The organism is Mesorhizobium sp. M7A.T.Ca.US.000.02.2.1 (assembly GCF_003996995.1).
Lineage (GTDB): Bacteria > Pseudomonadota > Alphaproteobacteria > Rhizobiales > Rhizobiaceae > Mesorhizobium.
Genome location: NZ_RZTT01000155.1, coordinates 1 through 12,654, shown reverse-complemented (window position 1 = coordinate 12,654; position 12,654 = coordinate 1). Strand labels below are relative to the sequence as shown.

Sequence of the window (12,654 nt, the reverse complement as noted above, 5' to 3'; positions counted from 1 at the left end):
TCAGTGGAACGATCGGCAAGGCGCGGGCAAAGACCTGCGCCGCTTGCGCTGATGTCGTTTCGACGACCGGCAGCGAAATGCCGAGCAGGCGCGCCCGGGAGGCGATCAGCGCCGGATCGGCGAGCAGGTAGAAGGGGGGCAGGGCGGCAGCTTCGCGCGCCATAAAGGCGGCGATGGCGATCTCCGGCCCAATGCCGGACGGATCGCCGGCGCTCAACGCGAGCGCAGTCACTGCGTTGCTCACGTCAGCGCTTGACGATGCGGGCTTTTGCCTTCAGCTCGTCGACATATTTCTTGCTGAGCGCGTCGGCATCCTTGTCGCCGCCGGAGCCTTCGGCCTGAAACGCCATCTGGGCGACCTTGTCGTCGGACACTTCGCGCGACGAGCAGATGCCGATGAATTCGACGCCGCGTTCGGTTTCGCGCGTGGCGGTGGCACCGCCGACTTTGGTCGCCTTGATCTGCTCGGCCCAGTCCGGCGGCAGCTGCGGCGCCAGCACCCGGCCCAGATCCCGAACGGTGACGTCGATCAGGCCCTTGGCGAATTCGCGCGTCGTTTTGCAGCCGTTGAAGCGGGCGCGCATGGCGTCGGCCTCGCGCTTGCGTTTGCCCAGCGTCGCGCTGCGTTCAGCTGCCGGCACCACGAAGATGACCTGCTGCAGCATGTATTCGGTGGCGCTCGGTTTGGCGCCGCCTTTTTCGAGCATCTTCCTCACGAGATCCTGCTCGCTGACGGCACCGGTGCCGTCGCCAGAACGGTAGCGCGCGCTCAAAGCCTGGTTCCAGGCCATCTGGGCGCGGATGAATTCCTTGAAGTGGCTCTTGGTGACGCCTGACTTCTCCATGACGCCGTCAAGCTGGCTGAGCTGCATCTTGTTGCTCGAGGCAAAGCGCTGATACGCCGCCTCGACTTGTGCGTCGCTGATGCGGATGCCAAGCCGCTTGGCCTCGGCCATACGAAGCGTCTGGTCGATCATTTCCTGGCCGGCATCGCCCTTCTTGCGCTGCAGCTTCAGGAAGGCGGCGCGATGGGCTATGTCGCCGGTGGTGACCGGAATGTTGTTGACGACGTATTTGATCTCGCTGGCGAAAGCCGGCGGCGTCATTGCAGTGATCGACACGGACGTCGCCGCCACGAGCAACGCGAAACCTGCTGAAAAGAGGTATTTCCTCATCGTTGGTATCCCAATTCTATCCCGGTCCCGCCCAATTTCATCTTTCCAGGTGCGCGAAATCCGTGCCAGCCCTATGCGGCGAAACGATGTCGCCGATTGTTACTGGATCGTGTCGATGGCACTGGTCGACGAGCCGAATTCGCCGAGGGTGCGGAACGACAGATTGAAGCCGATGGTCTGCGACACCTCCCTGGTGTTCAGATCGCGCGACTGCGAGTAGGTCATCAGATAAGTGAAGCAGGAATCGTTGTAGGCGAAGCCGACACCGTCCTTGACCAGCAGGCTTTGCTGCAGGTCGTAGGTTCCTGTGCCGAAGACGCGCCAGTTTTCGGCCAGATGCGTGGATGCACCAAGTGTGACTTCGTGACGGTCTTCCGTGAAACCGTACAGCGGCTGGGCCTGGATGAAGGCGTATTTGGCGCTCAGCGACACAGGCAGGCCGGAATAGGCGGCCTTCACCTCGGCACGGCGGACCTCGAAACTCTGTTCGTCGAAACGGCCGCTGACCGAGGCCGCGAAGCCGTTGGGGCTGTTGATGCCGAACAAGCCGACATAGTCGGACTTGGTCGTGTCGAGGCCGGAATTGGCGCCGACATTGACCAGATCCGGCGCGGCAAAGGAGTTCTCGCCGCCGATCTGATAGGATTGGCCGAAAATGGCATTGGTACCCCAGCCATTGTTGTACGAGCCGGAATAGCGGAGGCCGACATTGGCGCGCGAACCGCCTTCGACGCGGTCGTAACCGGAGAACTTGTCGCGCTCGAACAAGGTGGTCGCGTCGAAGACCATGCTTTGGGCGTCTTCGTTGGGCACTGAGAGGCCGCCGACATATTGCTCGTTCGGACGCATGAAGACCTGCGCCATTGGCTCGATGACATGGCTGGACCCGCTGGCCATGGAAAACAGCACCGGCCAACGCATCTCGAGGCCCGCGGTTGCCATGTAACGGGCAAATGACGAGCGCATATCGTCCTGCTCGCCCAAATGCGTTGCCATTCGGTCGATGGCGTCTAGCGAAGCCGACGATGCGTTGAGGTAGTCCACATCGCCCTGCAGCGCGAGCAACGGCGTTAGCACCAGTCCGTCATCTGTGACGAAACTCCGCTTCCACTCGGCCTCGGCGGTGAGACGGCCCGATTCGCCTTCGATGCCGCGGACGCGCTGTGTGGGAGTGAGGGCATTGTAGGGCTGGACGAAGGTCTCGTCGACATCGTCGCGGCGGATGACACGCGCGTTGACATTGAGGGACAGCTGGCCGCCAGCCACCGAGGCATCAGGAATATAGGCGTAATCGAGCGACGGCAGCACCCAGGGCTGTTGTCCGCTTCGCGCAGAGATATTGTCGTCAGGCGTATCTTCCTGCACATCGAAATGCATGGCGCGCACGTCGAAATAGTTGCGGCCGTTGAGACCCGTCAAGTAGACCGACGACTGGTGGACGCTGCTATTGTACTTGTCGATGCCGTAGGTGTTCGAGAAGTTCTTGTCGGTCTGCAGCAGCACGTCCCAGCCGAAGTTCCAGCGTGAGTTGATGGCGAACTGCCCCTGGGTACCCATCATGCCGCGGAATTTGTTGGGATCGCCGGCGCTGCCCGAATTGACGTTGTGGCCAGAGCTGGATGGGAAGGCAGTGGTGTCGAGGAAGGCGTCGGGATTCTGCTGGTGTATCCCGGCGATCTTCAAGCTGTACTCGCCATTGTCGAAGCGCTGACGCCACTCGGCCTCACCGAGGAAGCCCTGCTTGGTATAGCCGGTGCCGGTGACGGTCAGGTCGTAGGTCGGCGCCAATGCGAGATAATAGGGGACTTTCACGCCGACGCCGAGATCGCTCTTGTAGATGATGCTCGGGATCAGGAAGCCGCTCTTGCGCTTCACCGTCGGGTCGGCAATCTCGAATGCAGGCAGATAAGCAAGCGGAAAACCGAAGAACTCGAAATTCGCATTCTCGAAGCGAACCGTCTTCTTCTCGCCGTTCCAGATGATCTTCTTGGCCTTGACGCGCCAGGTCGGCGCTTTGTCCGGCTTATCCTCGCACGGCTCGCAGGCGGTGTAGACGCCATTGTGGAAGGTGGTCAGCACGCCGCCCATGCGTTCTGCGCTTTCGGCGGCGAAATAGGCCTTGTCGATGGTCTCGACCCGCAACGCATTGACGAAGCCGTCGGCGAAGTCATCGGTGATGTCGATATGTTGCGAATTGATCTTGGTGCCGTCGCTGTTGATGACTTCGACGTTGCCGCTCGCGACCATCCGCTTGGTGTTGCGGTTGTATTCGACGCGCTGGGCGACAAGGCGATTGCCACCATAGTCGATCTGCACACCGCCGACGGCGGTCACGGTCTGGTTGTCGTTGTTGTAGACCAGCGTATCGGCCGCCAGCAGCATTTGCGAGCCGGCCGGAACCGATGTCGCCATGTCGCCGACGTCCTGCGCAAGCGCCGGTGCCGGAACGGCGTAGGCAAGCACGCACGCCAAGGCGGTCGCCGCATAGAGGCGCGCCAAACCGGCCTGCCTGTTGCTGGGCAAAAACGCCTCCCTCACTAGCCGTCTTCCTTGTATAGCAGGAAAGTCACCCCGAAGAACATAGCCACCATGACCGGTACCCAGGCGGCTACGACAGTCGGCACGAATCCCGCCACGCCGAATGCCTTCACCAGCACCGAAACGACATAAAGCAGAAAGCCAGCGATGATGCCACCCAGAATCATCGTCGCCGACTGCCCCATCCTAGCAAATCGCATTGAAACCGTTGCCGCGATCAGCGTCATGGCGACGAGAAGGAACGGCAACGCCACGAGCGAATCAAACTGCATGGCAAAAGCATTTGCCTTGAGGCCGAAGGAGCGGGCAACCTCGACCTTTCCGGGCAGGTCATAGAAGGGGATGGTTTCGGGGCGCGCCAGCCGCTCTTGCACGAATTCGGGCTTTAGATTGGTCGGTACGCGATCGGTTGCCGATGCCTGGATCGTGCCGTTCTGGAACGTCTTGACGTCCTGCAATTCCCAATAGCCGTCGCGCAGGAAGGCACGGGCGGCGTCCTTGCGCTCGACGATGTTGCCTTGCGGGTCGAGAATGAAAAACACGACATCGGCCATTTCCAGGCCCTGGTTCAGGATGGCCCGCGCACCGATGATGGTGTCGCCCGAACTGGTTTTCTGCCGGATCCAGGGCGCGGCATCGGCCGAGACCGTATTCGATTTGCCGGAACGCAGCTGGGTTTCGATCTGCTCGGACCAGGAGAATGCGTGCGCGGCGAGTGGATTGATGACGCCAACCGACAGGACGCCGAACAGCAAGGCTCCGATACAGCAGGGCAAGAGGAACTGCCAGGCGGAAACACCGGCGGAACGGGCGATGACCAGCTCGTAGCGCCGGTTCAGCGACACCAGCGTGGCCATCGCCGAGAAGAGACCGACGAACGGCACCGTCTGCAGCATGATCATCGGCATACGGAGGCCTGAAATGGCTACCGCCGTGCCGTAGGTGAAGCCGGGCAGGCCGGTGGTGCGGCCGGACAGCTCGGTGAAGTCGATCAGGAACACCAATGCCAGGAGGCCGATGAAGAACCAAATGGTGATCGTCACATAGCGGAAGAAGAAGTAGCGGCCCAGTGTCCAGCCCATCAGCCGACCCCTTGCCCTGATGCGCCGCGCCTGGACAAACGCAATTTGAAAGCATTCCAGCTGTCAGCGATGCGCGTGGCGAAGTTTGTCATCCAGTCCGCCCAAGTCACCGGCAGTTCCAGTGTTCGGTTGGAGACGATGAACCAGATCGCCACCGCGGAAGCCACGATCGGCACGCCATAGACCATATACGCATATTGCGGGACCTCATCCGCCTTGCTGGCGGCAAAAAAGCCCAGCCAACGCACGAACAGCGATATCGTGATCGCCGTGATCAGGGGATTGACGCGCGCCTCGCGGTGCGAGCGCGCATCCCCGGCGACCGCAAGCGCGATCAGCGCGAAAACCATGGAATAGGTCCATTCCGAGAACCGTTGGTTGACCTCGGCCCGGTATTCGTAGGGGTTCTGCTGATAGTACTTGTCGTTGGCGCCCGGGTTGAGCAGGTACTGCGTCGTCTGGTCCTTGGGCAGGAGCGTCACCGCCGAAGCCGCCGCCATGAAGGCCGACATGTCGAAGGCATAGGAGGTAAAGCGGATGACGGAGAGATCGCCGGTCAGCGTTTTGCGATGGATGACGCCGTCATTCATCATCAGCACCTTTTCACCGCCGCGTTCGACGATGCTGCCGGTCTTGGCGTAGTAGACGAGGTTGACGCCTTCCTCGCGCGAATCGGCGACGAAAATGCCACCCAGCCGATTGTCGGGAAGGCGCTCACCGATCTGCAGGAACAGCCCGTCGTCAATCTTGCGGAAGGTGCCTTCCTGGATGATCAACGACAACAGATCCGCGCGCGACGAGGCCACCAGTGCCCGGTTCTTCTGCCGTGCGTAAGGGTCGATGCCGTTGTCGACGGCAAAGGAAAAAACGGCGGCGGCGAGCGCCAGCAACATGATCGGCCGTACGATCGTCCAGCGCGAGGCCCCCGCGGCGTTGACGACGGCGAGTTCGGAATCCGAATTCATCACACTGAGTGTCTGTGCGACTGCTACCACCAGCGCAAAAGGCACCACGATCGGGATGATGGACGGAAGGATGAGGGCGGCGACTTCGAAGAAGGTCAACGCCGACTGGCCGCTGTCTGTCACCAGATCGATCTTTGCCAGCACCTGTGTCGTCCACACGATCGCCAGCGTCCACACAAGAGCGGCCATGAAGACCACGAAAGCGCGGCGCATGATGTAGCGTTCAACGACCTTCATGAAGGCTTTTCTCGATTTTTTCGAACGGCATCATGCCACCGAACAAGGTAGCTGTCCGGCAGCGCCTGCACAACTGGCTCCATTAGATGGTCGATCCGGGTTCTGTCCCACATTACGCCCCCCCGGCTGGGCGGAGTGTCGGCGGGAATGGATAAGAAAGGGCGAACATCGATGGTTAACAACAGGTTGCGGCAAAAAGCGGAGCCGTGCCGCGACGAATCGTCATCGATTCCATAGGTCATATGGGATGCCAATTCGGCAAAGTCTTGCCAAATGCCGGAAAACGACCAAATGTCGCGCATCGTTTCGAACCGCTTCCCCAAAAGTCGCGCATTCCCTGAAAGCAGGACATGATGAATCAAAGACCGTCGATCGCCTTCGCCAAATTTTCCGGGTCCCAGAGCGCGGTAAACAAGAAGGGCACTGTCTTCGTGTTCGCGGCGGACGAGGGCGGCCTGAGCGACGTCGCCAAGGCCGGCGATCCCGGCAAGACATTGGAGCGGGCCTTTCCCGTGGCTGAGTTCATGGGCAAGTTCGCCAGTACGGTGGAAGTTCTGGCGCCGCAGGGAGCGTCGCTCGACAGACTGGTGGCGATAGGCACCGGCAAGGTGTCGGGACTGGACGAATATGCGTGGCTGAAGCTTGGCGGCACCGTTGCCGCGTCGCTGCGCAAGGCGACCGAAGTGGCGGTGGTCCTCGATGTGGCCGGCGCCTCGCCGAGTGCGAAGGACGCGGCAAACCTTGCCGCGGGCATTCTCCTGCGCAGCTATTCCTTCGATAAGTACAAGACCAGGAAGGACAAGGACGACAGCAAGGCAGAGCCGAAGAAGTCGGTCAAGGTGACCATCCACACCGCCGATCCGGCCGCTGCGAAGAAGGCCTTCGCCGATGCCCAGGCGGTGATAGACGGCGTCCTGCTGGCGCGCGACCTCGTCAACGAACCGGCAAACGTGCTTGGGCCGGTCGAGTTCGCTGCCCGCGCCAAGGAACTCGAGGCGCTAGGCGTCAAGGTCGAGATATTGGCTGAGAAGGAAATGAAGAAGCTCGGCATGGGTTCGCTGCTCGGTGTCGCGCAAGGCTCGCCGCGCGGCGCCCGCATGGCGATCATGCAGTGGAACGGCGGCAAGCCGAAGGACAGCCCGATCGCCTTCGTCGGCAAGGGCGTCACTTTCGACACCGGCGGCAATTCCATAAAGCCGGCCTCGGGCATGGAGGATATGAAGGGCGACATGGGCGGTGCCGCCGCCGTCACCGGCCTGATGCATGCGCTGGCGGCCCGCAAGGCGAAAGCCAATGTCGTCGGTATCATCGGACTGGTCGAAAATGCCGTCGACGGTCATGCCCAGCGTCCCGGTGATATCGTCACTTCGATGTCGGGCCAGACCATCGAGGTGCTCAATACCGATGCCGAGGGCCGCCTCGTGCTGGCCGATGCGTTGTGGTACTGCAACGACCGCTTCCAGCCGAAATTCATGGTCAATCTGGCGACGCTGACCGGCGCCATCATGGTGGCGCTCGGCCAACATTATGCCGGCCTGTTTTCCAACAATGACGAGCTGGCGGAAAAGTTGTCGGCGGCGGGGCAGGCGACGCAGGAACGGCTGTGGCGCATGCCGCTCGGCGCCGAATACGACAAGCTGATCGATTCCAAGAACGCCGACATGAAGAACATCGGCGGCCGTTTTGGCGGCGCCACCATTGCGGCGCAGTTTCTGCAGCGCTTCGTCAAGGATACGCCATGGGCTCATCTCGACATTGCCGGCACGGCGATGGGGGCGCCGTCGAACGAGATCAACCAGTCCTGGGGTTCCGGTTTCGGCGTCAGGCTGCTCGACCGGCTGGTGCACGATAATTATGAGCAGTGAACGGGTTCAATCACTATAGGCTGAAGCGATGGCCGACGTCCTGTTCTACCACCTGACCGAATCGACGCTGGAGGATGCGCTGCCAGGCCTCCTGGAGCGCAGCGTCGACCGTGGCTGGCGCGCCGTGGTGCAGACAGGCACCGAGGAACGCCGCGATGCGCTCGACCAGCATCTGTGGACCTTCCGCGACGATTCGTTCCTGGCGCACGCAACCGATCGTGAGGCCCATCCCGGTGAACAGCCGATTCTGTTGACCACCGGCGACGGCAATCCCAACGACGCCAAGATTAGGTTCCTGGTCGACGGTGCGGTGCCGCCTGACCTTGGCGGCTACGAGCGCGCGGTGTTCCTGTTCGATGGCCACGATGCCGCCCAGCTCGAGGCGGCGCGAGGGCACTGGAAGGTGATGAAGAGCGCTGGCCACGCCGTCACCTACTGGCAACAGACGCCAGATCGCCGCTGGGAGCGCAAGGCTTAAGGCAGGTCGCCTGAACGTTCAGGCGACATGCTTGACCAGTGGCGTGTCACGACAATATCTACTGCTTTGCCTCGATCCGGTTATCTACTGCTTTGCCTTGATCCGGTTCATTTTCGTTGTGACGTAGTCGCCGTATTTCAATTTCATTGACTCGTCCGACCGGTTTCGATGCGGGCTCTTGAAAACGTACCATTCGCCATCAGGCGATTTACGCTTGTAGATAACCTTGCCCACTTGGCGATGCTCGAAGCAGGTCATCGAGCCCTTCACCCCCCAGGAGCCATGCCATTGCGCGCGGTAGCAGAGCTTGCCGCCGCCGGGAATGAACCACATGCCGTCGCCATAGCCCGACTTGCCCTTGTCGTGAGTCCAGGCATCGAACTGCCTCTGCTTGACGGCAAAGAACCCGGCGCCCTTCTTGCCCCACAGCCACGAATGGTTCTGATAAATCTGGTAGACGCCTTCGTCAGGAACGACTGTGGCTTTTTGCGCCTGCTCGGCGATCCTTGTCGCCGTCTTGGCCGTCGCAGGAACCTGAAAGGCAAGAACAAGAACGGAGCAGGCGAATGCCGCTCCGAGATAATTTCCCACTACCCGTTTCACGAAACTTCTCCACAGACTGATTTACGCCACGCCTCAACCCTCATCCCGAACCGCTGGTTCGAGATGGATCATGATCAAACAAGGAGATTGGAAATCGATCCCGATCGCGTCGAGATCGATCAGCACGATGCGTCTATGGCAGGACGTGCTGGGTCACCCTCCAGTCGGGCAGACCATAGCCACCCAGCCACGGCCACACTTCCTTCTGGTTGAAGTAGACGACCGAAGTCAGCGCCGGGAACTCCGCGTAGGATTTGCGGGAATCTTCCTGCCATTTCGAGACATAGTCCTGCTTTCCGACATAGCCGAGTTCCGCAACGACGATCGGCTTGTTGAACACTGCAACGCGGTCATAGCCGGGCTTCAGCAGCTCAGCGAAGGTACGGTCATGACCGGCCTCGTCATTGTCCTTTTTCTGCAGACCGAACACCGACAGGCCGATGACGTCGACATAGTCGTCGCCGGGGTAGTATTTTTCCAGACCCTCTTCGCCCTTGGGCGACCACATATACTTGGCGGCGGGGGCAGCCTTGCGGCAGATATCGACCTCGCGCTTGTAAGCGGAGATCCAGTCCTTGGGAGCCCAGTTGGCCCAAGTGAAGCGGCCGTTCTTGTCTTCCATTTCCTGAGCCCAGCGAATGGTCACCGGGCTCTTCATCTGTCCCACCAGGCCGCAGATTGCCTGCATGTTGGCGTCATATTTGCCGCTCAAAATGCCGTCGCGCAATTCGGGCGGGGTGATGCGCCAGTCCTTCGACCAGGTCCATGGCTCAACCGTAATCAGCAGCGAACGTCCGCGTTGCAGCGCATAGGCATCGGCAAGCGGCAGCGTCGACAGGTCGACGTCTTCCCAAGGCAGGAACAGCTCTTCGATGCTGGCACTCTTGTCGGCGCTGAAGTCGCCGTAGGGATCATAGGATCCGAACGCCGAGGCGGCGCTGCTCGTTTGGACGGGGTCCGTCGCGGCTACCGAGCCAGCGCCTCCTGCCGTGGGGAACGCGGCGCTTCCGCCCAATGCCAGCGCGATTGCGAGTGCTTTTACTGTGGAGTATTTCATGTCGATCTCCCATGGCCCCAACCTCTTTCGGAAGTTAAGGCTTCGCCCGTGCGCATCGATGCCTGATCGACACGACTACCCAAAAACCGATCGGCTCTATTTGGCAGAATCTGCGGGATTTCGGAGCGACCCCATTGGCGGATGTGCGAACCTGGCACAGAGCCACCCAAAATTACCTCTCAAGCCCCTATACAGGGGGCGTTCGAGAGAAAGTTCGCCGCGATACTCACAAATTCGCGTCAAAATCCCGATATATCATCCCTGGCTAATTTAAGAGCCGGTCAGGGCCAAGAGTCAAGCACAATTAACGGTTGCTTAACCTTGACGACCGCAACATGGTGAACGGCTTTGGCCGGATCCCCTCCGACTGCCTCGACCCGTCGATGAATTTCCAGCACCGAAGAGTTTACCGGCTCGCCGCCAGACTGACTGCTCGGTAGCGGCTATTCCTCCCCCGATAAGCGTAAGGTTAACCAAATCTCAAGAATCATATTCAACAAACAATTAATTTAGTTGACGCTAAGAAAGCATTAGCTAATTCTAATCCTGGGATTTTGGGAGCTTCCAGCCACCTTGTCGGCGGAAGCCCAAAGTGGCGGGCGAGTAAGTGTATGAGTGCTTCCGTGCATGATGGCGTCGTCGGCCAAAAGAGCAGACGGGCGCATCGATCTGAGGCGGCTCTGGCAGTCACTGCGCAGAAGGGACCCTTTCTGGTGCCCGTGCTGTCGGCCATTCAGCAATGGATCCTGAGACTGGCGCTGGCTTTCTGGTTCTGCACACTCGGGTTTTTCTGGATCTGGTGGCTGAAGCCGGAGCATGTCGAACATCTCGGGCCATACACATTCGCAACACTCATCCTGGTATGGCTCACGCTCATGCCGTTGTACTTTCTCTTGAACGTGCATGCGTCGAAAAAACCGTCCAAGCTTCACACGATCCCGAAGCGTTCGCGGGTCGCGATGGTGGTCACCAAGGCCCCCTCCGAACCGTTTGCCGTCGTTGCGCGCACGCTCGAAGCGATGCTGGCACAGGACTACCCGCACGATACCTGGCTGGCCGACGAGGATCCCTCCGAAGAGACAGTTCGCTGGTGCGACGCTCACGGCGTGATGATTTCGACGCGGCGCGGCAGGCAAGACTATCACCGCACGACATGGCCACGCCGGACGCGCTGCAAGGAAGGCAATTTGGCGTTCTTCTACGACCACTATGGCTACGAGCGTTACGATTTCGTCGCCCAGATGGATGCGGACCATGTACCGACGCCAACCTATCTGAGGGAGATCCTGTTTCCCTTCGCCGATCCCTCGGTTGGCTATGTCTCGGCGCCGAGCATCTGCGACAACAACGCCGCCGAGAGTTGGGCGGCGCGCGGCAGGCTGTTTCCGGAAGGGATGTTTCACGGACCGCTGCAGTCCGGCCATACGGGCGGTGGAGCTCCGCTCTGCATCGGCTCGCATTATGCCGTGCGGACCAAGGCGCTCAAGCAGGCGGGCGGTCTCGGTCCTGAACTGGCGGAAGATCACTCCACCTCCATGCTCATCAACGCGGCCGGATGGCACGGCGTGCATGCGCTCGACGCCATCGCCCATGGCGATGGCCCGCAGACCTTCGCCGACCTCATCACCCAGGAATTCCAGTGGTCGCGAAGTCTGATGACGATCCTGCTCGAATATTCGCCGAGCTATCTCCCAAAGCTGTCGCCGCGGCTGAGATTCCAGTTCCTCTTTTGCCAGCTCTGGTATCCGCTGTTCGCCGTCTTTGCGTTGCTGATGTACCTCATGCCGGTCTATGCGCTGTCTACCGGGCGCAACTTCGCCAATGTCATGTATCTCGACTTTTTGTTCTATTATCTGCCGAACGCGGTCGCGCTGGTTGGCCTGGTGATGCTGCTGAAGGCGTTCGGCCTCTCGCGCCCGATGACGGCCAAGACGATCAGCTGGGAAGGCACGCTGTTCCTCTTCTTCGCGCGTTGGCCTTGGGTGCTGGCCGGCACGCTGTCGTCGATCCGCGACTATCTGACCAAATCGTTCGTCGATTTCCGCGTCACGCCCAAGGGCAGCGGCCCCAAGCACCTTCTGCCGGCTCGCGCCCTCACTCCCTATGTGGCGCTGGCCATCGGCGCGGCACTGCCTGTCCTGCTCGTTGAGAACCCCTTCGATGCCACCGGCTTCTACTGGTTCGCCGCCTTCAACGCCTTCCTCTACGGGCTGCTGGTTGTTGTGATTGTCGTAAGGCACGTCATCGAAAACAGGATTCCGTTGCGCGCCAATGCGGCGAAAGTCGCCTTTCAGGGGTCGCTTGCCGTGCTGGCGCTGATCGTGCCCGCCGCGGGCTTCTACGATCGCGGCATGGAAGGCGTCTACGGACTGCAGCAGGGCGCCGGTGGCCTGCGCATCGTGCGCATCGCCTATGTGGTTTCCGGCGCCGGCCAGGGCAACATCGGTGGCCGCAATTTCTACTTCGATCCAGGTTGGGAAACGCGGCGCTGAATGCTGGATGCGTCCGCGTAGCGGGCCGGCACTCTGGACGGCTGCAGGCACGAGCCCAAAAGATCAAACTTTAATTATATCTGATCGATTGCCGAAAGGCCGCGTTCATCGTGTCGTTTGCATGATCTTTAATAAGTTTCCCCTAATATACAATCCATGATG

The 12,654-nt window shown here is 60.5% G+C and carries 10 protein-coding genes and 1 pseudogene; 3 read left to right on the top strand and 8 right to left on the bottom strand.

Going from position 1 to position 12,654, the window contains the following annotated elements:
- From EOD15_RS16410 to EOD15_RS16385, 6 genes and pseudogenes are all read right to left on the bottom strand, one after another.
- A pseudogene (locus tag EOD15_RS16410) lies at positions 1–244 on the bottom strand (4-hydroxythreonine-4-phosphate dehydrogenase); the annotation flags it as partial.
- A 1-nt stretch (position 245) separates the two neighbouring features.
- The gene (locus tag EOD15_RS16405) at positions 246–1,175 is read right to left on the bottom strand and encodes a peptidylprolyl isomerase (protein WP_127321184.1); all 930 of its coding nucleotides are present in this window, start codon (positions 1,173–1,175) and stop codon (positions 246–248) included.
- Between the two features lie 99 nt (positions 1,176–1,274).
- Positions 1,275–3,713, bottom strand: a complete 2,439-nt coding sequence (locus EOD15_RS16400; protein ID WP_164761802.1) for an LPS-assembly protein LptD — start codon at positions 3,711–3,713, stop codon at positions 1,275–1,277.
- Positions 3,713–4,798 carry an LPS export ABC transporter permease LptG gene (gene lptG, locus EOD15_RS16395; protein WP_031213741.1) on the bottom strand — a complete coding sequence of 362 codons (1,086 nt, stop codon included), beginning with the start codon at positions 4,796–4,798 and terminating at the stop codon, positions 3,713–3,715. The genes EOD15_RS16400 and lptG overlap by 1 nt, the downstream gene beginning before the upstream one ends.
- Positions 4,795–5,997 carry an LPS export ABC transporter permease LptF gene (lptF, locus tag EOD15_RS16390; protein WP_127267686.1) on the bottom strand — a complete coding sequence of 401 codons (1,203 nt, stop codon included), beginning with the start codon at positions 5,995–5,997 and terminating at the stop codon, positions 4,795–4,797. Before lptF ends, lptG begins: the two co-directional genes overlap by 4 nt.
- Positions 5,994–6,299 carry a hypothetical protein gene (locus tag EOD15_RS16385; RefSeq protein WP_127319799.1) on the bottom strand — a complete coding sequence of 102 codons (306 nt, stop codon included), beginning with the start codon at positions 6,297–6,299 and terminating at the stop codon, positions 5,994–5,996. The genes lptF and EOD15_RS16385 overlap by 4 nt, the downstream gene beginning before the upstream one ends.
- Before the next feature lie 51 nt (positions 6,300–6,350).
- Between EOD15_RS16385 and EOD15_RS16380 the strand changes: the two genes are divergently transcribed.
- Entirely contained in the window at positions 6,351–7,862 is a 1,512-nt protein-coding gene (locus tag EOD15_RS16380) for a leucyl aminopeptidase (RefSeq protein ID WP_127319801.1), read from the top strand.
- Positions 7,863–7,890: 28 nt separating this feature from the next.
- Positions 7,891–8,340, top strand: a complete 450-nt coding sequence (locus EOD15_RS16375) for a DNA polymerase III subunit chi (RefSeq protein WP_023813773.1) — start codon at positions 7,891–7,893, stop codon at positions 8,338–8,340.
- Positions 8,341–8,424: 84 nt separating this feature from the next.
- On the opposite strand, the gene EOD15_RS16370 is transcribed toward EOD15_RS16375, so the two are convergent.
- Positions 8,425–8,943, bottom strand: a complete 519-nt coding sequence (locus EOD15_RS16370; protein WP_127319803.1) for a DUF995 domain-containing protein — start codon at positions 8,941–8,943, stop codon at positions 8,425–8,427.
- A gap of 133 nt (positions 8,944–9,076) precedes the next feature.
- Positions 9,077–10,000 carry a glycoside hydrolase family 26 protein gene (locus EOD15_RS16365; RefSeq protein ID WP_127319805.1) on the bottom strand — a complete coding sequence of 308 codons (924 nt, stop codon included), beginning with the start codon at positions 9,998–10,000 and terminating at the stop codon, positions 9,077–9,079.
- Between the two features lie 611 nt (positions 10,001–10,611).
- On the opposite strand from EOD15_RS16365, the gene EOD15_RS16360 reads away from it, so the two are divergent.
- A complete protein-coding gene (locus EOD15_RS16360) occupies positions 10,612–12,492 on the top strand; it encodes a cellulose synthase catalytic subunit (RefSeq protein WP_127319807.1) in 1,881 nt (626 codons plus the stop codon).
- The last annotated feature ends 162 nt before the right edge of the window (positions 12,493–12,654 follow it).